We start from the raw sequence: 21,857 nt of genomic DNA, 5'->3' as shown, positions 1-21,857 counted from the left end.
CGGGACGTGCCGTACGGGTCGCCGAGGATGTCCCGTAAGTCAATTGGCTGCACTCACACGTATGACCAATACGCACATGGTTTCCGAGGCTGCTGAAGCCTTCCAGGATGCGACCGAGGCACTCGCCGGCGTCCTGCCGAACGGTTTCCACGCGCGAGCCGGCGGCACCCTGCTGGCGGTCACCGGCTCGGTGATTCCCGCGCTCAACGTGATCACGGGCGTCGCCACCGCACCTGACAAGGCGGAGGTCGGCCTGCTGTGCGAGAAGGCCGAGCCTCACCTCCGGCAGCTGCCCTGGAGCATCCGGCTGCGGGGCGAGGCGGACGAGGAGCTCGCGGCGATCGCCGCCGCCCGCGGGCTCACCACGCGCACTCGACAGCCGTTCATGCTGCTCCTGCTGGAGGACGAACCGGCCGCGCCGCAGTCCGGCGGGAACTCCGTGACCGTGCGTCCCCTGCGGAACGACGCGTACGAGACCTTCGCCGCCGTCCTCGGTACCGCGTTCGGGGCACCGCCCGCGGTCATCGCCAGCCTCTGCACGCCCTTCGTCCTCGGCCGGGCATTCGTCAAGGCGTATGTCGCCGACGTGGACGGTGTCCCTGCGGCGGCGGGGCTGGTGATCCTCACCGAGCGGCATGTCGGGCTCGCCAACATCGGGACCCTGCCCGAGTACCGGCGGCGCGGTCTCGGCCGGGCAGTCACCGAGGCGGCCCTGCGGGACGGGCGGGCCGCCGGCGCCCGTACGGCCTACCTGCACTCCAGCGACGAGGCGGTACCAGGGGGGCTTCCGTACCGAGGAGTCGTGGACCTCCTTCACGGCCCGACGCACGACCCCGCGACCGCCGGCCGCCCTTTCTCCTCACCCGTCCCGGTCCGGACGCGCTTCAGGTGGTCCGGCCGGTCGGTCCAAGAGCCGCTTGTGCGTCTGATCCCACGGAGAGGGACTGAAGGGACCGGCATCCGGGATTGTGGAGCGGTACCCGCATGGTCACCCCCGGTACCGATGGGATCGCAGGGTCCGCTGTCGGTGCCGGAGGGGCGCCTGCCCGGGGCCGCCCCGCCCGGACGTTCTACAGGCCCAGGTCGAGGGCCAGGCACGAGTAGTACTTCCACGAGTTCTCTTCGCTGTAGGAGGCATTGCCCCGGCTGCTCGGCGCGGCCTCCGTCTCTTCGGTCATGTCCTCGAAGCGGATCCGCTCGGGAAGCTTGCCGAAGCGTGCGTGCCGTGCCGCCGTGTCGGCATCCGTGGTGAGTTCCTTGTTCATGGCCATGCTCCACTTCGTCGATCGTGGATCGCGTCCTGCCTGTCGCCTTGGGCGACCGTCATCAGCGTGCACCCTCACTCGTCACCTGTCAAGCCGGTGACGAAAGTCACGACGGGAGTCAGGGAAGACGCCTGAGGGGGCGCGCCTGCACACGCACATGCCGGCGCGCAGCGAGGCGGGGCAGGTGCGTATCGCGGGTGTGCGCAGATGTGCATGGGAACAGGTGACGCGCGGGAGGAGGGCCGTGAGCAAGTGCGTTGCAGGGTGGCCCCAGCAGTTGCTAGCCTCCTCGACGTGTTGATCGAAGTAGACAGAGCCTAGCCTGAGCCCACCGCCCAACGGTCCGGGTCCAGGCTTCACCCTCGTGTGACCCTTGCCAGGACTCCGGCACGGCGGGCGCGCTCACGTCGCCCATGCCCAAGCGGCTCTGACCTTCCCCGGCCCGTCTCCGCCGATCACTCACCGCTGCGGACAGGAAACCCTGTCTGCCCAGAACACCTGCATGTTCTCCGTGTGTGTGCAGTTCTTCGGACTGTGCCGTTCCTTTTCGGTCAGAGCGATGTCATACGGAAACGGAACCATCGCCCATGATGAGCAAGAAGTCCCGGTCACGGACACGCCACCGCCGAGCCCACTGGAAAGCGGCTCTCCCGCTCCTGGCGAAATGTGCCAATGCGGACTGCGGTCTGCCGACCCCGCCCCATGCCGCCTGCCAGCACTGCGGAACATACCGGGGCCGTCAGGTACTGCCCCCGGCCGCCTGACGCCAACGACCTGACGCCAGTGACCGGAAAATGATGCCGGGGTACCTGTCGTGCCCCGGCGCAGATCCGGTCTGCCACGGCTTCGACGAAGGCCGGACCCGGCGACCCATGTCCGCCGGGTCCGGCCGCCCGCTCCTGGTGCGGCGGGCCCGCCTCCTGATGCACCGGAGGCTGTGAACCAGGGCGTCGAGCGGCCCACCGTGGGCCAACAGTGTCCGCGTGCGCGGTGTGGCCGCACAAGACGCAGGTGAACTTCCCACGTCCTGCCCGCTGCAGGGTGTCACCACGTGGTTGCGGACGATGACCTGCGGGTTTGTCTGCCGGTGGGTGAGCGGGTGCCCCGGCGGAACGCCGCGTCGGGCGTGATCAGGACCGCTGGAGCCAGGGCCGTGCCGGGCGCACAGCCGGTCAGATCAGTCCGCGGGCGGCTGCCCGGACGCCCGCCTGGAAGCGTGTGTCGGCGCCCAGCTTGGCCAGGACGGCGGCGACGCGCCGGGTGGCGGTGCGTGTGCTGCACCCGAGCTGGTGGGCGATGGCCTGGTCCTTGAGCCCGGCGTTGAGCATGCCGAGCAGGACGACATCGTCCGCGTCGAGACCGTCGTCCCCGGCGGGCGCCGGTCCGTTGAGTGGCTCGGCGCGGTCCCAGTAGGCCTCGTAGAGCTCCATCAGGGCGTCGAGTACAGCGGAGCGATGGATGACGACGAGGTTGTCGTAGGCCGGTCCGGACAGGGGGACCAGAGCGATCCGTTTGTCGATGATATGGAGTTTGAACGGCAGGGCCGGCAACATCCTCGACCGCTCGCCCAGTTCGGCGAGCCGGAGCAGTGTCGCGAACCGACCGGGCCGTTCCATGGACTGCGGGCAGTAGATCGACCTCACGTCGATGCCCCGCCGGAGCCACTCCGTGGTGATGCCCAGCTCGCCCTCGTCGCTGTGGTGCCGGCCGTACGGGCGGTCCACGTAAGGAGGTCGGTCCAGGGCCCAGACGTGGCTCGTCACACAGGCGCCGATCTCCTCGATCCGTTCCAGGATCAGCTCACGGTCCGACAGGACCTCCACCAGATTGTCCGGATCGGCGCGCAGCCGGCCCGCCCGGTGGCGCTCGGCGATCCGGTCGATCTCCGTGCGCGCCGAGGCCAGCGCGGTCTCCGCCTCCCACTGACGTCTGGCCAGCAGGGGCAGGAGTGCGGTCTGCGGGTCCGTCGCCCGGTAGTGGCCTCGGCCGGTGACATACAGGAGCCCGAGGTCCTTCAGACGGGTCAGACACTGCAGGACGTGGTGCTCCGACGTGTTCAGGGAGGCGGCTATGTCCGCGACGGTCACCCGACCGTGGTCCACACAGCACCGATAGATCTGCTCATCGGATTCGGCTATGCCCAGGGCCGTGAACACGTATGCGTACCTCCGTCTACAGACACATGACATTTGTGGCGCGGTTGGTCATCCGTCCAAACCCGCCAGCAGAGTATCTGGACACGTGTCCGGGGTACAGCGTTCACTTTGCACGCTGCGACGGGGCACTGTTGCCGTGTGTGTGGCACCGGCCGTCGTCACACTCCCTGCTCCCGCGCGTGGTCGGGGCAGGGTGAACGAACCGGGTGATCGGCTGAGGGAGGCATGCGCTGGTGAGACGGGCCAACACCGATGCCGGTCGACTTCCAGCACTTTCCGTGCCGCGGTTCGTCGGGCGGGACCGGGAGGTTGCCGTGCTCGGCGAGGCGTTCGGGCAGGCGCCTGCCGTGGTCCTGATCGACGGTGAGGCGGGCATCGGCAAGACTCGGCTGTTGCGGGAGTTCCTGGTGTCCCCGGGCGAGCGCGGCCGTCGCGTCCTGGTCGGCACCTGCCCGGATCTGCGCGTGCCGTACACGCTCGGCGCGGTCGTGGACGCGGTGCGCGACGGCGTCGGCAGCGTCTCCGGGCTGGGGCTGAGCGGACTGTGCGGCGCGCTGCGGCCGCTGTTTCCCGAGTGGGCGGCCGACCTGCCGCCGGCGCCGGAGCCACTGGAAGACGCGACCGCCGCCCGGCACCGGCTGTTCCACGCGTTCGTCGAGGTGCTCAACCGTCTCGAGGTGGCGGTGCTGGCACTTGAGGACGTGCACTGGGCGGACGAGGCGACTCTGGAGTTCCTGCTGTTCCTGGTCTCGCGCCGACCTCAGCCGGTGAGCGTGGTGGTGACGTACCGGCGGAAGGAAGTGCCCCCCGATTCACTGCTGTTGAGGCTGTCCTCACGGCTGCCCGCCGACGCACACCTGGTCAGGCTGGCACTGAAACCGCTGGGGATCGGCGAAACCGCCGCGATCGTCTCCTCGATGCTGGCCGACGAGCCTCTGTCGACCGAGTTCGCGGCCTTCCTGCACGCACGAACGGAAGGCATACCGCTGGCGGTCGAGGAGTTGGTGCGGTTGATGCATGACCGGGCCGACCTGATCCGTCAGGGCGGCGGTTGGGCGCGCCGCCGGCTGGACCGCATCGAGGTGCCGCCCACGATTCGCGACGCCATGCTGGAACGCGTGGGGCGGCTACCGCCCGATATCCAGGCAGTTCTGTACGCCGTGTCGGTGCTCTCCGCTCCGGCCGACTACGCGACCCTGAAAGCGGTGACCGGTCTGTTCGGTGACCGGTTCGCGGAGCCGGCGGCCGATGCGCTGGGGTGCGGTCTGCTGCGTGAGGACGGACGTGGGCATTGGTCGTTCCACCACGCCCTGGCGCGTCAAGCCGTGTACGAGGCCATTCCGGCCCAGGAACGGCGTGCCCTGCATGTGCGTGCCGGCCGGGCGTTGGAGAATTCGCCGTTGCCGCCGGTGGCGCAGTTGGCCCGGCACTTCCGGCTGGCCGGCGATGTCGAGGCATCGTGCCGGTACACCGAGCAGGCGGCCGACCTCTCCATGCAGACCGGTGACGTGGCCACCGCGGCACTGCTGCTGCACAACCTGGTCACCACGGTCGCTCTGCCGGTGGAGCCGCTGGTGCGGCTGGCGATGAAGATCCAGTTTCAGGCGCTGCCCGGCTCCGACCCGTACTCCGCGATCGTTGAATCGTTGCAGTCGGCCCTTCGGACCCAGGCTCTGACGCCGCAACAGCAGGCATCGGTCCGATTCCAGATCGGCCGGGTGCTCATGGTGGCGGGTGTCATCGAGGCGGGTCGGCACGAGATATTGAGAGCGGTGCCCGACCTCGCGCCGGACTCGCTGGAGGCGGCACGAGCCCGAACCCTCCTCGCTCTGCCCCTCGGGAACGCGCAGCCCGTGTCGGAGCATCTGCGGTGGCTGGGCGAGGCACCCGCGATGGCGCCGTCGATCCCTCCCCACGAGCGGCTGCGTCTGGTGCAGGAACGCGCCTTCGCGCTGCTGCTGCTCGGTGAGGTGGCCGGGTGGACGGAGGCCCGGCGGATCCCGGACGACACCGCCGATCCGCGGGAGGCGGCGACGCTCGCGATAGGCCACAGGAATGTCGGCGATGCGGCGATGCGGTGGGGACGGAACGATGAGGCCGGCGCACGACTGGCCAGAGCCCAGGCACTCGCCGAACGCCACGAGCTCCGGGACTACCTCGGGCCCATCGCCTCGAGCCGGGCCCACCTCGACTGGTTCACCGGCGCCTGGGAGGGACTTGCCGAGAGAGCGTCCCGGCTGATCGACGACGAGGACGGGGTGCCGCTGAAGGACCGGTGCGAGGCGGTCCTCGTGGCGGGCTTGCTCCAAGCTGCCGCCGGAGACCGGGCTGAGGCCGCGGAGCGTCTACGTTTCGCCGCGCAGGACGACCAGCAACGCATCGAGGCCGCGGCCGCGCTGGCCCAACTGTGCCTGCGCGACGGCAACATCGACGAGGCACTCCGCCTCACGGAGGAACCGGTCGAGATCAGCGTCGGCACGGGAATCTGGTCCCGGGCCGTCGAGGTCGCGCCGGTACGCGTCGCGGCCCTGGTGGCCGCCGGCCGGCTCGGCCACGCCGCCGACCTGGTCACCACGTTCGAACGGGCTTTGGGCGGCAAGGACGCTCCGGCGCCGCAGGCATCCTTGGTGCTGTGCCGCGCCATGCTGGCCGAAGCCGACGGCCGACTCATCGACGCCGCAGTGTTGTTCGTCCGGGCGGCCGACGCATGGCACGCGCTGCCGCGCCCGTACGACGCCCTGCTCGCTCGGGAACGCCACGCCCGTTGCCTGCTCGCCGGCGACCGGCGCGAGGCCGGCCTGCTGATCCTGTCCGACGTCTCGCGGGCGTTGGCGGACCTCGGCGCCCACAACGACGCCGACCGGGTGGCACAGACCCTGGACGAGCGAGGGCGGGAGACCCGGGTGGCGCGGGGTCGGGGCCGCCCCGGCTACGGCAACCGGCTCTCCCCGCGCGAGCTGGAGGTGGCTCGTCTGCTGGTCGGCGGCCGGACGAACCGTCAGATCGCAGAGGCGCTGGGGGTGTCGACGCAGACCGTGGCCAGCCAGTTGAAGTCGGCCATGCGCAAACTGTGTGTGACGTCGCGTACCGTACTCGCGCTCAAGGTCGTGGAGTTGGGTCTCGTCGGTGAGCAGGGGCAACCGCCGGCGGGCGACGAGAAAATTCCACCGTCCTCGCCCGGAGACGAAGAAAAACGCGTGAGCGGGCGACGGCTTTAAATCCCGCATCTGACCAATCGAGCCGCAACCGGGCTCGGTTGCACACTCGTCGCCATGGTGCCCGCAGAACCGTCTGTACCCCAGCCGGCAGGTGACCCAGCCGTGCCGGTGCGCCGGGCGAACGACGAACCGTTACCGGCAGGACCGCCGGCCGCGCCGGCAGACGCCCCCACCGGCCGGAGCGAGGGCGATGCCGACGACGTCGACGAGTACGAACCGCTCTAGTGCCCCTCCCGGCAAGCTTTGCCCGCCCCACCGCCCGGAGATGTTCCTCGTGAATGCAACAGGAGATCGATAGATGAAGCGAAGTCCGACAACGCAGCGTCTCAGAACGCGCCTGGGCGCGATGACCGTTGGTCTGGCCGTCTTCGGGGCGATCATGTCGCCCACGGCGGTACACGCCACCGATTCGGCCCGGCAGGCGTCGCACCCGGACGCCGTGCAGAAGAAGGTGTCACCGACCGCCGATGACGACCTGCGCAAGATCGTCTCCGCGGCCGGCGGGACCGTACCGGTCACACTGATCACCGGTGACAAGGTGGCCGTCGGCGTCGACGCCGACGGCCGACCGGTCGCCCGCAACGTCGAGAGCGCGGCGCGGCCCGAAGGCACCCCGGTCGTCTTCCAGACCATCACCCACCTGGGCACCGTGCACTTCGTGCCGAACGACGCACTCGGACTGCTCGACGAGGGACTGCTCGACTGGGGGCTCTTCGACCTGACCGAACTGGTGGAACTCACCGCGGCCGACAGGACCGACGCGGCCGGCAGGACCGGCGAGGTGCCGGTGCTCGTCACCTACACCGACAAGAGTGCCGCGGCCAAGGCTCCGAAGCCGGCCGGCGTGACCGGCGGCAAGGCGCTGCCGAGCGTCAACGGCCGCTCGATGAAGATCGACGGCGGCGGCCGGTGGTGGCAGCAGGTAAAGGGCAAGAAGGACACCCGCGCGAGCGTCGCCCGGTCCGCCGGGTCGCTGTCCGGGGTCAAGAAGGTGTGGCTCAACGGGATGGCCAAGGTCACCCTCGACACCTCCGTGCCGCAGATCGGCGCGCCTGTCGCCTGGGACCGCGGGTACGACGGCAGGGGCGTTTCCGTGGCGGTGCTGGACACCGGCATCGACCCCAAACACCCGGACGTGGCCGGAAGCATCATCGACCAGGTCGACTTCACCGGCAACCCCAACGGCCCCCGGGACGGGCACGGGCACGGCACTCACGTGGCGTCCACGATCCTGGGCACCGGTGCCGCGTCCGACGGGCGGTACAAGGGTGTCGCCCCCGGCGCCAAGCTGCGGGTCGGCAAGATCTGCGACGACACCGGGCACTGCCCTGAGGACGCGATCATCGCGGGCATGGAGTGGGCCGCCCACTCCGGGTCCAAGGTCGTCAACATGAGCCTCGGCGATGTCCCCACCGACGGGACCGACCCGCTGAGCCAGTCGCTCAACGAGCTCAGCCGCAGCACCGGAACCCTGTTCGTGGTGGCGGCGGGCAACAACGGCCCGACGAGCGGAACGGTCCTCAACCCGGGCTCCGCCGACGAGGCACTGACCGTGGCGGCGGTGGACAAGCAGGACAAGATGGCCGGTTTCTCCAGCCGCGGACCGCGGGTCGGGGACGGCGCCGCCAAGCCGGACATCGCGGCTCCGGGTGTCGACATCGTCGCGGCACGTGCCGCCGGTACAACATTGGGCACGCCGGTGAACGAGTCCTACATCTCGTCCAACGGGACCTCGATGGCCACACCGCATGTGGCCGGTGCCGCGGCCATCGTCGCCGAGCAGCATCCGGACCTGACCGGTCGGCAGATCAAGTCGTTGCTGATGAGCACGGCCACCGACCTGGGCTACGCCGCGACCGCGCAGGGTGTCGGGCGGGTGAACGTCGCCGCCGCGATCGATCCGCGGATCACCGCCGCGGGAAACCTGGGCTTCGGCCGCCTGGCGTACCCGCACACACCGCTGACGAAGAAGGTCACCTACATCAACCACACCGACGAGGCGACCACGCTGCACCTCACGGCGTCGCTCTCCTCCGCCGGGAAGCCCGCCCCGGCCGGCCTGGTCAGCCTCAGCGCGGATGAGGTGGTCGTGCCTGCGGGCGGATCGACCGAGGTGTCGGTGACATTCGACGGCCGGGGGGCCGACACCGACGGGGCCTTCGGCAACTACACGGGCACGCTGAGCGCCAGGGACTCCTCGGGAGCCCTGTGGGCGGCCACACCGGTCACCACCTTCCTCGAGCCCCCGAAGCTTCCCGTGACCGTGAAGGTCGTACCCCCGCCGGGTGCCACCGACATCCGGTACGGCTACGCCACTTTCATACCGGTGGACGACAACGAGATCCCCGGCCTCGGCAGGGTTCCGGCGCTCGTCGCCGGCGGGGAGAAGGTCACCGCGTCGCTCTTCACCGGAACCTACGCGGCCACGTTCCCCGTCAAGTGGCGGGACGCGTCCGGGGAGTGGCAGCAAGCCACACCGATGGCGCCGGAGGTGAGTCTCACCAAGGCGACCACGGTCACGCTGGACCTGCGGGACCTCAAGCGGGTGAGCGTGCAGTTCCCGGAGACCACCGAGGTCTACCAGATGGTCGACCTCACGACCCGGTACTCGGCGGACCGTGCATGGGTGCTCTCGGCCTCCATGGTGACCGGGTACGACGGCACGACCAACTGGTGGACGCTGCCGACCGAGAAGGTACGCACGGGAACCCTCACCGAGGAGATCTCCACCGTGCAGACGACTCCCGTCGTCACCATGAAGGCCACCGGCGGCGGTGCTCCCTTCAGCCTGGCCGCCCGCTACCGGACCCCGGACGTCGCGCTCGTCGGCTCGCAGACATGGCTCAAGGACGGGAAGTCGGTCCGTCGCAATGTCTCGGTCCCGATCGCGCGACTGCCGATCAAGGGAGACATACCGGTGGTCCACGCGGGCACCGGGACCGCCTCCGAGCTCGCCGACACAGACGCCCGGGGCAAGTTGGTGCTGCTGACGCCGACCGACATCTGCCAGGACACCTGTGACTTCCCGAAGCTCAGGGACGAGCGGGTGGCCGCCGCTGCCGCCGCCGGCGCCGTCGGTGTACTGGTCGCGGCACCGGGTCTCACCTCACTGGGCGGCTCCGCACAGAGCACCGTCTGCACCGACGGGCCGAAGAGCTGTCCCGAGGTCCAGCCGTACGCCGCACTGCCGATCGTGAGGGTGCCCAACGCCGAGGCGGACCGCCTGATCACGCGGATCGAGGCCGACGCCGACGTCGAGATCACTCTCGGTGGCGCAGCCATGCCGAGGGCTTATGCCGCCCATTACTACTCGGACGGTCGGATCGCCTCGAACTCCGAGCGCAGGGTCGGTACGGAGCAGCTCGACAGGGTCGACCACCACTTCCACGCCGACCGGCCCGGAGTGGTCACCAACATGGCCTGGACGCAGCTGTCGGGTTCCGTGCCGGGCGGGGTCAGCATGTACCTGCCCCGTGCGGCCACGCAGCAGACCATGACCACCTTCATCAAACGGCAGGACGACGCCATCAGCCAGTTCCTCACCGCCTGGGCCGACCGCGGGGACGACCCTGTCCTGGTCCGGGACCGCAGTGAGAGCCGGGAGATGGTTCTCACCGGGCAGGACGAAGTCCACTGGAACCAGGGACCGCTCGTACCGGGCGCCGCGCCGCAGGTGCGGAGCAAGTCCGGAATGTTGTTCGACACGGCAACGCCGTGCTCGGGCTGCCGGCAGGGCGACACCTTCTACCCGACCTTCCAGCTGACCAGCAGCGGCGGTGCCCGCCAGGCGATGGCCGGAATCGTCGACAACGACCAACTCGCGGAACTCCTCTTCGGCGCCTATGCCTGTGGTCCGACGGCCCCGCCCACCCAGCCGACCCTCGACTACACCTGCGACTTCACGTTGCGCAACCAGTCCGGTGGCGAAGTCGAACGGCGTCTGACGCCCATGCAGTTCGACTACTGGGGGCTCCTCACCATCACCGGCAAGCTCGCCGGCTACGACCTGCCGGCGGAATCGGCCCCGTACACCTTCGAGGCCAGGACCAACGGGGTCAGGACGGAATGGACGTACAGCTCCGACAAGCCGGCCAAGGATGACGCTCCGCAGCTCCACCCCTGTGTGGGCAAGGTGGTCGGCGACAACCAGGCGGCCTGCCGTCCGGAGCCGCTGACCTTCCTGCGGTACGACCTCGGTCTGGCCCTGGACAACACCGCCAAGGCCGGGGCACCCCATCAGATCACGATCGTCGGCTACCACCAGGAGGGCCTCACCGCCTCGCCCGAGCTCACCTCCCTGCACGTCGAGGCCAGCTACGACGGGGGCAAGACCTGGCGTCCGGTGACCACCGAGGAAGCCGGGACGGACACCTTCACCGCGAAGATCAAGAACCCGAGCCGGAAGCAGGCGCCCGAGGGTGTCGGGCTGCGGATCAGCGCGACCGACAGCCAGGGCAACACCGTCGAGCAGACCCTCCCCACGGCGTACAAGCTGCGCTGACGGGTGCCGCTGCAACGGTGAACCGACCGAAAGGTCATAGGCCGGGGCGAGACTGAGCTCTCGCCCCGGCCGTCCGCCGTCCCTCGATCGGGTCCCGCCCGTCTCGCACCCGACCGCGGGCCGGTGGGAGCTGCTCCAGAAGCCCTACCGGCGCGTGGAGAGGACGAAGACGGGCGTACCGGGGAATCGTTCAGCGCCGGTGCCGTGATCGCGCCAGGTGGTACAGGCCGGTGCCGAGGCTGGTGACCAGGAGGGCGAGGCCGAGGGCGATCATCGCGGTGATCGCCGGCCGGCGCAGGGCCGGCGGCAGGTACAGGGCCAGGAACCAGGAGCGGTGGACATGCCCCGTGGCCAGCATGACCGCGGGCACGACGCCCTGGGCGACCAGAGGGATCCAGCACAGCGTCATTCCGACGACGACGTAGATCCGCTGCCCGACGGGCGCCGTGTCGAGGCCGAGCCGGGCCAGGACCGGGGCGGGCCGGGGCAGGGCAGGCAGGCCCGCGGGCACGAGGGGCGGCGGCGCGGCCCGGACGCGTCGCCGGCGAGCCGGAGGCGTACCCGTGCGGAAGTGCTGGAGCAGCTCCGGAGCCGTGCGCCGGAGCCGGATGACGGCGACGCGTCCCAGCAGCCACGTCAGCAGGGCGCCGCTCACCGGCCCGGCCACCGGTCCGGCCCAGGCCGGGCCGAACCGTACGGCGAGCAGGGCGGGGGCCGCGGTCGCCGCGGTCAGGAGCAGCATCAGCAGGACCTGCGTGAAGTCGGTGCCGTTCTCCAGCAGGCCGCCGGTCCGGCGGTGCGGGTCGCGTAGTGGGACGGGGCGCAGCACCGACACCAGTACGGTCACGCCCGCCGCGCCGCCGAGCAGCGCGGGGACGAAGGTGACCAGCCACAGCCACGGTATGGACCCCCCGGACAGCGCGGCCGGAACGAGCGTGAGGAGGACCGTCGGGGGCGCGGTGACCAGGAGCCAGCCGAGCTGACGGCCCCGTACGTCGTGCCGGGCGGCGCCCGGGATCATGATCTTGCCCCAGAGTTCGGTGCCGTCCTCGCCGTAGAGGTTCGCGGAGACGGCCGACATCCACAGTGCGAAGACCAGGCCGGTCCACGGTAGGAAGTCCGTACTGCCCGCGGCCAGCGGGAGCAGGCAGAACACGAGGGCGTATCCGAGGGCGAAGCAGACGAAGTGGAAGCGCTGCAGATCGCGGGTGCAGGTGCGCAGTTCACGGGCGGCGACGGCGGTGACCGGGCCGCGGGCCCACCGGCCGAGGGTCGCGGTCGCAGCACGTCCGCCCGAGGGGCGCGTGGTGACCTGGCGCCGGGTCAGGAGGGCCCAGCCGTACGCGCAGGCCGCGGTGAGCAGGGCCAGGCCGGCCAGGGCCGCGAGCACGCCGGGCCGGTCGCCGCGTCCGGCGGCCTCGACGGCGGACAGCCCCCAGCCGGAGGGCAGGCCGCGCAGCCATGCGGCGGCGGGGCGGGGCAGGCCGTCGTCCAGGGCCGCACGCACGAGGGGTTCGAGGATCCAGCCCGAGTGCAGCGCGGCCAGGATCGCCGAGCTGGTGAAGGCGGCGAGCGCGGCGCCCGTACGGGACCGCGCGACCTGCCCGAGCGCCGCGGCGACCAGGCGTGAGCACAGGACGGTGAAGGCGAGTTGGAGCACCGTGGCCGGGGCGGCGACGGCGACGGCGGCCGGGCCGAGGTGTACCGCGACGACCACGAGGCCGCTCAGCGTGATCAGGGTCACGGCCGGTGCGACGCCGACGAAGGCGGCCGCCGCCAGACCGGTCGCCAGGGAGCGCGGGCGCAGCGCGTGGAGTGCGAAGTGCTCGGGGCGCAGGGTCGTGTCGCCGCCGCCGAAGAGGACGGGGCCGAGCAGCCAGCCCGCCGTCCACACGGCCAGCGCGGCGCCGAGCAGGTCGACCCGCTGCGCGGCGTGCGGGTAGCCGCGGCCGGCGAGGAACAGTACGGCGGCGGCGAGCGCGAGACCGGCCGCGCCGCCGACGATCATCCGGGCGGCCGTGGCGCGGGTGAGGGAGTTGCGCTGGACGGCCAGTTTCATCCGGATCAGGACGCCAACCATGCCAGCCCCTCCACACCCCGAGCCCCGGGCGAGCGGCCGGCGACCAGGCTCACGAACCGTTCCTCCAGGCTCAGTCCGGCCCGCACCTCGTCCAGCGGCCCGGCCGCCACGACCCGTCCGGCGTCGACCACGGCGAGGTGGTCGCACAGCTGCTCCACCACGGCCATCACATGGCTGGACAGGACCACGCTGCCGCCGGCGCGGACGAACCGCCGGAGGATCTCCTTCACGGTCGCCGCGGCGACCGGATCGACCGCCTCCAGCGGCTCGTCGAGGACCAGCAGACGAGGCGCGTGCAGCAGCGCGGCGGCGAGGCCGATCTTCTTGCGCATACCGGTGGAGTACTCCGCCACCAGGGTGCGCCCGGCCGCGTCGAGGCCCAGGGTCCGCAGCAGTTCGTCCGCGCGGCGGTCGGCCTCAGCGCGGGTCATGCCGCGCAACAGCCCGGTGAAACACAGCACTTCACGCCCGGTCAGCCGCTCCGGCAGGGCCAGGCCGTCGGGCAGGACGCCGACGAGCCCCTTCGCCCGGGAGGCGTCCGCCCACACGTCCGTACCGAAGATCTCGGCCCGGCCCGCGTCGGGGCGCAGCAGGCCCACCGCCATGGACAGGATCGTGGTCTTGCCCGCGCCGTTGGGGCCGACCAGGCCGAAGAACGACCCGCTCGGCACGGTCAGGTCGACGCCGTCGACGGCGCGGTGGGTGCCGAACTTCTTGGCCAGGCCGGTGAGTCGCAGCGCCGGAGCGGCTGTGCGCGGTCCCATGTTCCCCCTCGGGCGCGTACTGAACGGCACGTGCCGTGCCGTTAGTGGGATGGGGGGATCATGCTGAAGGCGGGGGCAGCTGTCAATACGGCACGTGCCGTACCGATATCGTGAGGTGATGACCGACAGACGCAGCAGCCGCGGAGCGGGCCGCACCGAGGAGATCATGCGGGCCACGCTCGAACTGGGCGAGGAACTCGGCTACGCCCGGCTCAGCATCGAGGCGGTCGCCGCCCGCGCCGGCGCCGGCAAGCACACCATCTACCGCCGCTGGACCTCCAAGGGCGCGCTGTTCCTGGACTCCCTGCTGTCGCTGAACGAACCCGGCCTCGACTACCCGGACACCGGTGACGTCATCGCCGATCTGCGCCGCCAGATCCACACGGCCGTCGACCTCCTGAGCCGCCCGCCGATGGGCCCCCTGTACGTGGCCCTGCTGGTGGAGGCGCAGCACGACCCCCAGGTCGCCGACGCGCTCGACGAGCGTTTCATCGCCCCCCAGGCCGAGAAGACGATCGCGCGGCTGGAACGCGCCCGGGAGCAGGGCCAGTTGGCGCCGGACTTCGACCTGGACCTCGCCATGGCGATCCTGTCCGGCCCGCTGTACTTCCAGCACCTGATCGCCCGGCGGCCCCTGACCCACGACTGGGTCGACCGGCTCATCGACACCCTCTTCGCGGGAATGGGACCGCGCTGAGGGCTGTCCGGCAGTTCCCTTCTCAGATCCAGCCCCGCTCCTTGGCGAGAAGCCCCGCCTGGAAGCGGTTGGCCGCGCCGAGCCGCAGCATGATGTCGGCCACGTAGCGGCGGAACGTCCTCAGGGAGACGCCCAGTTCGCGGGCCGCCGCCTCGTCCTTGTCCGCGCGGGTCAGCGCGTCCAGGACACGGTGTTCCAGAGCGGACAGGACCGGCGCCCGTATCGCGAGGTCGTCCTCGGCGGGCAGCTCGTGGCTGGTGTCCCAGACCTGCTCGAACCAGGCCACGGTGTTGGCCACCACGCCCGGCTGGCGGACGACGAGCGTCGACTCGTAGTGGTCGTCCGGGTCGACGGGGACCATCGCGACGCCGCGGTCCCAGATAGCCAGCCGCCGGATCGCCTGCTCGGTGCGGCGCACCTCCCCGCCCAGCGTCTCCAGTTCCCGCAGATAGGCCAGGGTCGCGGGGTCGGCGAGCGCCTTCGGCGTGGCGACCGTACGCCAGTGGATGCCGCGGCGGAGCATCCTCAGGTCCGAGGCGCGGGCCGCGTCGATGTTGTGGGGGCGCCAGGGCGACGGGAGCAGCGACATGTGCTCGCGGAAGGTGAAGAAGGCCAGGTCGGTGAGGCGTTCGCGGATCGCCTCGGGTCCGTCGACCCGTTCGATGTCGTCACTTGGGGAGCGGGCCGCGCCCTGCTTGTGGTCGTCGATGAGCGTGGCGATCACGGCCCGGGTGGCGAGCACCTCGCCGGTCGCGGACTTGAGTTCCCCCAGGCGCTGTTCCACCAGCCACTCCACGGCGACCGCCGGATCGGAGACCAGCACCGTGTGCCGCTCGGAGAGCCGGATCAGGCTCCGCTCCTGTAACGCGTCCAGCCCCTCGTCGACGGTGTCGCGGTCCCAGCCGAGGGCGCCTCCGGCGGACTCGGCCCCGCGCTCGGGATGGCGCAGGAAGTAGCGGTAGAGCCGCAGGTGTTCGTCGGACACCCCGACCGATGTCAGGCTCATGTTCTGTTTTCCCCCCGGAGCCGGTCCCCCTGGCCTGCCCGTTGGCAGCATGGTGACAGTGGCCGCCCTTTCTGACCGTAGCGCAGTGATCAGCGGCACAACAGGCTGAACACATGCCCTGGATCTTCTCTTCGGCGGGCCGCACGACGGCGCCCGCATCCTCAGCCCTTTCGGACGGCTCCCGCTCCGGGGAGCCCGCCCCCGCGGTCCGGCTCGACGCCGTGAGCAAGGTGTACGGACGCGGCGAGAGCGCGGTGCACGCGCTGCGCGGCCTCGATCTCGCCATCCCCCGGGGGAGTTTCACCGCCGTGATGGGGCCCTCCGGCTCCGGCAAGTCGACCTTCCTGCACTGCGCCGCCGGCCTCGACCGGCCCAGCGGCGGCACCGTCTCCCTCGGCGGCCAGGAGCTGACGGCCCTCGACGAGACCGCGCTGACCCGGATGCGCCGGGACCGCGTCGGCTTCGTCTTCCAGGCCTACAACCTCATGCCGTCGCTGACGGTCGAACAGAACATCACCCTCCCGCTGCGCCTCGCAGGGCGCCGGGCCGACCCGGACTGGCTGGCACGGATCACCGACCAGGTGGGGCTCACCGGACGCGGCGGGCGCAGGCCCGCCGAACTCTCCGGCGGCCAGCAGCAGCGGGTGGCCCTCGCCCGCGCGCTGGTCACCCGGCCCGAGGTCGTCTTCGGCGACGAGCCGACCGGCGCGCTGGACACCATGACCGCCAAGGAGGTGCTCGGGCTGCTGCGCCGGACCGTGGACGACCTCGGCCAGACCGTCGTGATGGTCACGCACGACCCGATGGCCGCGTCGTACGCGGACGCGGTGCTGTTCCTCGCGGACGGGCGGATCGTCGACCGGATGGCCGCGCCGACCGCGGAGCGGGTCGCCGACCGCATGAGCCGCCTCGGAGCGTGGGCGTGATGCTGACTCTCGCGCTGAGTACGCTGCGGGCCCGCAAGGGCGCCTTCGCCGGCGCCTTCGTGGCCCTGCTGTTCGCCGCCGCCCTCGTCACCGCGTGCGGGACCCTGCTGGACACGGGGCTGCGCGGGACGATCCCCACGGAGCGGTACGCGGGAACTCCCGTGCTGGTCACGGCCGATCAGGAACTGCACTGGACGAAGGTCAAGAAGGGCAAGACCAAGGAGAAGTCCAAGCCGCTGACCGAGCGGGCCTGGGCGAAGGCGGACCCCGCCCTGGTCAAGAGGCTCGCGGCCGTGCCCGGTGTGCGCGCGGTCGTCCCCGAACTCACCTTCCTCGCCTATGTGTTGACGGACAAGGGCCCGCTCGCCGAGGGGGCGTCGTGGGGCCACGCCTGGGAGTCGGCGCGGCTCACGCCGTTCGCGTTGCGCGACGGTCGGGCGCCGACCGGGGCCGACGAGATCGTGGCCGACGCCGGCAGTGGGCTGCACACCGGTGCGAAGGTGACCGTGCAGTCGACCGGCGCACCCGCCGTGTACGAGGTCGTCGGCATCGCCGCACCGGCCGGCCGTGACGCCCTGGCCCGCCAGTCGACGCTGTTCTTCAGCACGGAGCAGGCGCGGCGCCTGGCCGGACACCCGGGGCAGGTCTCCGCGCTCGGCCTGCTCACGGTCCCCGGCGCCACGGTGAGTGACGTACGCGCCCGGGCTCTCGAGGCGGTGTCCGGCACGTCCTCGCTGGAGGTGCGGTCGGGGGACGACCGCGGGCCCGCCGAGTTCATCGACGCCGGCAAGGCGCGGGTCAGCCTGATCAGTCTGGGCGGTGCGATGGGCGGTACGTCGCTGCTCGTCGCCCTGCTGGTGGTGGCCGGGACCTTCGCACTGTCGATCCAGCAGCGGGCCCGGGAACTGGCCCTGCTGCGTGCGGTCGGCGCGACGCCGCGCCAGCTGCGGCGCATGGTGGGGCGCGAGGCACTGGTCGTGGGGCTGCTGGCCGGGCCGCCCGGGGCGGTCGCGGGGCTTTTCCTGGCCCGCTGGATGCACGGGCGGTTCGTGGCCGTGGGGGCGCTGCCGGACACCCTGGAGCTCACCGTGAGCGCGTTCCCGCCCGTCGCCGCGGTCCTCGCGACGCTGCTCGCCGCGTGGGGTGCGGCGCGGGTGTCCGCCCGCGGGCCGGCCCGGATGCGCCCTACGGAGGGGCTCGCCGCGGCGGCGCTCGGCTCGGAGCGGCTGCACGCCGGCCGGGTCGTCGCGGGTGTCCTGGCCGCCGTCGGGTACGTCGTCCTGGTCGTGGTCCTGTCCGGGCTGCAGACCGACGCGGCGGCCACCCCGGTGACGTTCCTGTCGGTGATCGTCGCGGCCGCGGCGATCGCGCTGCTCGGCCCGTCGCTCGCCCGGTCCGCGACCTGGGTGACGGGAGGGATCGCACAGCGGATCTCCCCGGCCTCCGGATTCCTCGCCGCACGGAACACCCGTGCCGGCGCCCGGCGTGTCGCGGCCGTGGTCACCCCGTTGAGCCTGGCCGTGGCGATGGCCTCGACGATCCTGTTCGCGCAGACGACGTCGAGTCACTCGGCGGGCGAGCAGGCCGCGTCCGGCACGCGCGCCCCCTACGTCCTCACCGCCTCGGAGCCCGGTGTCCCGACCGTGGCCGCACAGGCCGTGCGCGAGCGGGTGCCGGGGACGACGGTGACGGAGGTCGTCCGCACCACGGTGCGGATCGGGCAGGACAAGTTCCACGCACAGGGCGTGAGTTCACCGGGTCTGGCCCGGACCCTCGACCCGGAGGTCACCGCGGGCACGCTCGCCGCAATGGGCGACGGAACGGTGGCGCTCAGCGACTTGGCGGCCCGTACCCGGCACGCGCAGGTCGGTGACCACATCACCCTCACACTCGGCGACGGAGCCAAGAAGGACCTCGAGGTGTCCGCCGTCTACGAACGCGGGCTGGGCTTCGGCGATCTGCTGCTCCCGCACCGGTTGGTGGCGGCGCATGTCGACCAGCCGCTCTCCTCGTCGGTCCTGGTGGCCGGGGCGCCGAGCCGGTCGGCGCTCACCACCGCGCTGCGCCCCTTCCCCGCGGTCCACGTCCTGGACCGCACCGCCGTGGCAGCGGCACGCCGCACCCAGGAAGGCGCGCAGGCCCAGGTCAACTACATCGCGATGGGACTCGTGATCGCCTTCACCGCGATCGCCGTGGTCAACACCCTCGTGATGTCGACGTCCGCCCGGCGCCGCGAGCTCGCTCTCCTGCGCATGATCGGCACGACCGGCCGCCAACTGCGCGCGATGCTCCGCTGGGAGACGCTCACGGTCACCCTGCTCGCGATCGCTCTGGGAGCGGCGGTGGCCTGCGCGACCCTGACCGCGTACAGCCTGGCCATGACCGGCGCCGCGACACCGTACGCACCACTCGTGCCGTGTCTTGCCGTCATCGCGACAGCCGTGCTCCTGGCCTTCGTCTCGACGGCCCTGCCGGCCCGTGCCGCGCTACGAAGCGGGGCGGGGACGCCGACCGAGGTGGAGTGAGCGCGCGATCGGCGGCGAACCGGCCGCCCGCGCACCAGGTCCGGGTCCGGAGCGTTATGACGGCACCCCCCTAAGGCTTGACCCGTAATGATCTTCGATGTATCTGGACAGTGGTCGCTACTGGCGAGACCAGATGCCCGGTCAGGCATTGTGGACTCGGGAGTGCAGATGCATGTCGTGCCAGCCGTCGGCGTGGAGCAGCGCCTGGCGTCGTACGCCTTCCAGGGCAAAGCCAGTCTTCTCTGCGATGCGGCAGGATGCGACGTTCACCGTTGAGTGGCCGAGTTCGAGTCGGTTGAAGCCGGCTTCTTCCAGTGCCCAGCTCGCCACTTGGGCCACTGCCCGGGAGCAGACCCCCTTGCCACGAGCCTCCGGGGTCGTCCAGTAGGAGATCTCTGCTTGGCCTCCGGCCATGATGATGGACTGGAGGGAGACCCGCCCGAGAAGCGTGCTGCCGTCGGCATCGACCACGGCCCAGTGGCAGGCGGTCTCAGTCTCCCAGCCACGTCGCCACTGTTTGATCCACTCTTGGGCTTCGTCTTCGGAGTCCGCCTTGCGCAGGTGCCAGCGTTGGATCGCCCGGTCCTGGAAAGCTCGGGTGACGGCGGCTGCGTCGGGTGGCAGCCACGGCCGCAGCAGCAAGTCGTCGTCGATCGGCAGCGCCGGTTGGGCAGAGGCGTTGAGGACGCCAGGGGACATGACTGGAGTGACCAGGGAAGGCATGGTCGACATCATGGCAAGTCCGGCCCTGTGCCCGCGGGTAATCGTCCAGACGTGCGGGGCAGTAGTGTCAGGGGACGCTCCGCTGGTAGGTCCACATCTCGGCCATCTGACCGTCGTTGAGGCGGATCAACCAGATGAGATGGGTGTCGATGATGCCAGGGTGGCTTTCGTGGCCGACGCCGCCGATCACTGAAAGCAGGTCGTCGGTGCCGAGAATCGTGTCGATGTGGAAGCGGAGTCCCGGTCGGCTGGCGTGGATATGCGTGACGCTGCGTTGAACGTCAGCGGGCCCGGATATCTCTGGGTGGGCATGGTCGGCCCAGTGGGAACTCAGCACCTCCGGAGCGATCGAGGTGTCGCCTGTGTTCCACATCTGAAAGTACCGCTGTACGACGTGGTGTGAGTCGTGGCTGTGCGCGTCCATCGGGTTCTCCTTCGCTGCGGCGGCTGGCAGCTTGCGATAGGAACCGTAAGATCACGCGGCGCATGTGTCTGCCCGATCGCTCAAATCGTCCATCTCGAACAGTCAACCCCTACCCGGTGAGGGTGAGATTGTGCAGGCGAGCGACGCCGAGCATGGCGTGATGGACGCCATCGCCTTTGAGGCGGCAATCTCGCAGGATCTTCCAGCACTTCATGCGGGCGAAGACGTGCTCGACACGCGCCCGGACCTGTTTGTCTGAGGTGTTGTGCGACTTCTGCCAGTCGGACAGATGTTGGCCATTGCGGCGGCGGTGCGGCATCACCAGGCCGGTGCCCGGATATCCGCCGTCGGCGATGGTCGTGGTGGCACCGACGGCGTCCTTCGCGCCAGATTCTTCCCATGCCTTGCAGTCGTTGCGGTTGCCGGGCAGCGACCGGCCGATGACCACGACGAGCGGGGTATCGGCGTCGATGACGACTTGGTGGTTCGTGGAGTACCGATAGTTCTTCGATTGCTCGGCCACCGAGTGGTCGCGGGTAGGCACCAGGGTGCCGTCCACGATCAGCACGGTGCCCTGGTGGAACCGCTGCCTGGGCTGGAGGGCAAGTTTGGGCCCGATATGGTCGATGATCCGGTCGGCGGCGGACTTGGAGATACCGAAGAGCGGGGCGAGTTGCCGCAGGGACAGGTTCGTGCGCCAGTATGCGGCGACCAACAGGACCCGATCCTCCAACGGCAGTCCCCACGGACGGCCTTTGCGAATCGGGTCCGCGCCCCCACGTCGCAGCGCGGTGGTCAGCCTGCCGAACTGCTGCGGGGTCAGCCCGGTGAACGGGACTATCCAGACACCTCAGGCTGTTAGCGCGTCAAGTCGGCCATTGACTCGTCGAACAGAGGGGACCTGCCGCTGACGTGGGGGCGGAGATCGTCTGTTTCCGAGTTGGGGCTAGTTGATGTCGATCGTGAAGGTGGAGGAGGTGCCGTCTTTCGCAGTCAAGGTCACGGGACCGAAGGTGATGATTGCAGCGGAGTTGGCTCCGGGGCCTCGATAGAAGCCGGTTGCCTCGGTGATCCGGACGGCAAGTGCTGCGAGGGTTGCCGCCGTCTGCTCGTCGGCTTCGATCTTCGGCTGGGCGAGCGTGAGGTGACCGTGGGCCTCCGCCCAGTCTCGAACCCTGCGGGCGTCGCGGCTCATGTCCGGGAGGATGCTCTCGTTCGCCCAGGCCCACAGCCAGGAGCCCGAGGTGGGGCTGTAACTGCCGAGGATCTGTGCGGGCGCCGTCGCCGTCTTGTCAGGAAAGGTCCACGTGATGAGTCCGGTCCGCTGATCCAGGCCCCAGCGGTCCGCCGAGCCGAGCCCCCAGGACATGTGTGCGCGAGCCAGTTGGTTGATCATGTCCTCGCCCTGCAGCAGCAGCGTGCTCAGCTCGGCCTGATCCGCAGCCTGATCAGGAGTCTCTGCGTTCTTGGCCCGCTTGAAAAAACCCATGCCGCGGAGTTTGCCACCCCTGCTCCGGCACTGCGCCATCAGGCCGTGCATGAGGCGCAGTGATCAGGAGGTTCGGGGCCGGC

16 protein-coding genes and 1 pseudogene are annotated in these 21,857 nt (G+C 70.6%); 7 read left to right on the top strand and 10 right to left on the bottom strand.

Features of this window, described 5'->3' with window-relative positions; translation table 11 throughout:
• Positions 1-276: 276 nt before the first annotated feature.
• On the bottom strand, positions 277-540 hold the full coding sequence (locus ACFU6I_RS18955; protein ID WP_384367801.1) for a hypothetical protein: 264 nt from the start codon (positions 538-540) through the stop codon (positions 277-279).
• Between ACFU6I_RS18955 and ACFU6I_RS18950 the strand changes: the two are divergent.
• A pseudogene (locus ACFU6I_RS18950) lies at positions 440-700 on the top strand (GNAT family N-acetyltransferase); the annotation flags it as partial. The gene ACFU6I_RS18955 and the pseudogene ACFU6I_RS18950 overlap by 101 nt on opposite strands.
• 370 nt (positions 701-1,070) lie before the next feature.
• Here the strand turns inward: ACFU6I_RS18950 and ACFU6I_RS18945 are convergent.
• On the bottom strand, positions 1,071-1,265 hold the full coding sequence (locus ACFU6I_RS18945) for a hypothetical protein (protein WP_384367771.1): 195 nt from the start codon (positions 1,263-1,265) through the stop codon (positions 1,071-1,073).
• Between the two features lie 587 nt (positions 1,266-1,852).
• Here ACFU6I_RS18945 and rpmF point away from each other — a divergent pair.
• On the top strand, positions 1,853-2,029 hold the full coding sequence (rpmF, locus tag ACFU6I_RS18940) for a 50S ribosomal protein L32 (protein WP_384367768.1): 177 nt from the start codon (positions 1,853-1,855) through the stop codon (positions 2,027-2,029).
• Positions 2,030-2,437: 408 nt separating this feature from the next.
• On the opposite strand, the gene ACFU6I_RS18935 is transcribed toward rpmF, so the two are convergent.
• Entirely contained in the window at positions 2,438-3,421 is a 984-nt protein-coding gene (locus tag ACFU6I_RS18935) for a transcriptional regulator (protein ID WP_384367765.1), read from the bottom strand.
• Positions 3,422-3,699: 278 nt separating this feature from the next.
• On the opposite strand from ACFU6I_RS18935, the gene ACFU6I_RS18930 reads away from it, so the two are divergent.
• Both ACFU6I_RS18930 and ACFU6I_RS18925 read left to right on the top strand, forming a co-directional pair.
• Positions 3,700-6,639 (top strand): AAA family ATPase, encoded by a 2,940-nt coding sequence (locus ACFU6I_RS18930; RefSeq protein WP_384367762.1) that lies wholly within the window; start codon positions 3,700-3,702, stop codon positions 6,637-6,639.
• Between the two features lie 346 nt (positions 6,640-6,985).
• Entirely contained in the window at positions 6,986-11,140 is a 4,155-nt protein-coding gene (locus ACFU6I_RS18925; protein WP_384367759.1) for a S8 family serine peptidase, read from the top strand.
• Between the two features lie 190 nt (positions 11,141-11,330).
• Here ACFU6I_RS18925 and ACFU6I_RS18920 read toward each other — a convergent pair whose 3' ends face one another.
• Complete coding sequence (locus tag ACFU6I_RS18920) at positions 11,331-13,220, bottom strand: hypothetical protein (protein WP_384367756.1); 1,890 nt, start codon at positions 13,218-13,220, stop codon at positions 11,331-11,333.
• A complete protein-coding gene (locus tag ACFU6I_RS18915) occupies positions 13,205-13,984 on the bottom strand; it encodes an ABC transporter ATP-binding protein (RefSeq protein ID WP_384367753.1) in 780 nt (259 codons plus the stop codon). Before ACFU6I_RS18915 ends, ACFU6I_RS18920 begins: the two co-directional genes overlap by 16 nt.
• Before the next feature lie 118 nt (positions 13,985-14,102).
• Between ACFU6I_RS18915 and ACFU6I_RS18910 the strand changes: the two genes are divergently transcribed.
• Positions 14,103-14,681, top strand: a complete 579-nt coding sequence (locus tag ACFU6I_RS18910; RefSeq protein WP_384040513.1) for a TetR/AcrR family transcriptional regulator — start codon at positions 14,103-14,105, stop codon at positions 14,679-14,681.
• A gap of 22 nt (positions 14,682-14,703) precedes the next feature.
• Here ACFU6I_RS18910 and ACFU6I_RS18905 read toward each other — a convergent pair whose 3' ends face one another.
• Complete coding sequence (locus ACFU6I_RS18905) at positions 14,704-15,687, bottom strand: helix-turn-helix transcriptional regulator (protein ID WP_384367750.1); 984 nt, start codon at positions 15,685-15,687, stop codon at positions 14,704-14,706.
• 113 nt (positions 15,688-15,800) lie between these two features.
• On the opposite strand from ACFU6I_RS18905, the gene ACFU6I_RS18900 reads away from it, so the two are divergent.
• Positions 15,801-16,613 (top strand): ABC transporter ATP-binding protein, encoded by an 813-nt coding sequence (locus ACFU6I_RS18900; protein WP_358856774.1) that lies wholly within the window; start codon positions 15,801-15,803, stop codon positions 16,611-16,613.
• On the top strand, positions 16,613-19,138 hold the full coding sequence (locus tag ACFU6I_RS18895) for an FtsX-like permease family protein (protein WP_384367747.1): 2,526 nt from the start codon (positions 16,613-16,615) through the stop codon (positions 19,136-19,138). Before ACFU6I_RS18900 ends, ACFU6I_RS18895 begins: the two co-directional genes overlap by 1 nt.
• 141 nt (positions 19,139-19,279) lie before the next feature.
• Here ACFU6I_RS18895 and ACFU6I_RS18890 read toward each other — a convergent pair whose 3' ends face one another.
• The 4 genes from ACFU6I_RS18890 to ACFU6I_RS18875 form a co-directional block, all read right to left on the bottom strand.
• Entirely contained in the window at positions 19,280-19,861 is a 582-nt protein-coding gene (locus ACFU6I_RS18890) for a GNAT family N-acetyltransferase (protein ID WP_384367744.1), read from the bottom strand.
• Between the two features lie 67 nt (positions 19,862-19,928).
• Complete coding sequence (locus tag ACFU6I_RS18885; protein ID WP_384367741.1) at positions 19,929-20,285, bottom strand: nuclear transport factor 2 family protein; 357 nt, start codon at positions 20,283-20,285, stop codon at positions 19,929-19,931.
• A gap of 109 nt (positions 20,286-20,394) precedes the next feature.
• On the bottom strand, positions 20,395-21,126 hold the full coding sequence (locus ACFU6I_RS18880; protein WP_384367798.1) for a transposase: 732 nt from the start codon (positions 21,124-21,126) through the stop codon (positions 20,395-20,397).
• A gap of 105 nt (positions 21,127-21,231) precedes the next feature.
• Positions 21,232-21,774, bottom strand: coding sequence for a DUF6882 domain-containing protein (locus ACFU6I_RS18875; protein ID WP_384367738.1), 543 nt, complete (start codon positions 21,772-21,774; stop codon positions 21,232-21,234).
• Positions 21,775-21,857: the final 83 nt, after the last annotated feature.

Source organism: Streptomyces sp. NPDC057486, assembly GCF_042802415.1.
GTDB classification, from domain to species: Bacteria; Actinomycetota; Actinomycetes; order Streptomycetales; family Streptomycetaceae; genus Streptomyces; species Streptomyces yanii.
The sequence above is the reverse complement of the archived record's forward strand: the minus strand, read 5'-3'. Positions and strand labels throughout refer to the sequence as shown.

Coding starts and splice junctions, on each gene's coding strand:
- ACFU6I_RS18945 (WP_384367771.1), bottom strand. CDS start 1,265: ATGAACAAGGAACTCACCACGGATGCCGACACGGCGGCACGGCACGCA.
- rpmF (WP_384367768.1), top strand. CDS start 1,853: ATGATGAGCAAGAAGTCCCGGTCACGGACACGCCACCGCCGAGCCCAC.
- ACFU6I_RS18925 (WP_384367759.1), top strand. CDS start 6,986: ATGACCGTTGGTCTGGCCGTCTTCGGGGCGATCATGTCGCCCACGGCG.
- ACFU6I_RS18920 (WP_384367756.1), bottom strand. CDS start 13,220: ATGGTTGGCGTCCTGATCCGGATGAAACTGGCCGTCCAGCGCAACTCC.
- ACFU6I_RS18915 (WP_384367753.1), bottom strand. CDS start 13,984: ATGGGACCGCGCACAGCCGCTCCGGCGCTGCGACTCACCGGCCTGGCC.
- ACFU6I_RS18910 (WP_384040513.1), top strand. CDS start 14,103: ATGACCGACAGACGCAGCAGCCGCGGAGCGGGCCGCACCGAGGAGATC.
- ACFU6I_RS18905 (WP_384367750.1), bottom strand. CDS start 15,687: ATGAGCCTGACATCGGTCGGGGTGTCCGACGAACACCTGCGGCTCTAC.
- ACFU6I_RS18900 (WP_358856774.1), top strand. CDS start 15,801: ATGCCCTGGATCTTCTCTTCGGCGGGCCGCACGACGGCGCCCGCATCC.
- ACFU6I_RS18895 (WP_384367747.1), top strand. CDS start 16,613: ATGCTGACTCTCGCGCTGAGTACGCTGCGGGCCCGCAAGGGCGCCTTC.
- ACFU6I_RS18890 (WP_384367744.1), bottom strand. CDS start 19,861: ATGCCTTCCCTGGTCACTCCAGTCATGTCCCCTGGCGTCCTCAACGCC.
- ACFU6I_RS18885 (WP_384367741.1), bottom strand. CDS start 20,285: ATGGACGCGCACAGCCACGACTCACACCACGTCGTACAGCGGTACTTT.
- ACFU6I_RS18875 (WP_384367738.1), bottom strand. CDS start 21,774: ATGGGTTTTTTCAAGCGGGCCAAGAACGCAGAGACTCCTGATCAGGCT.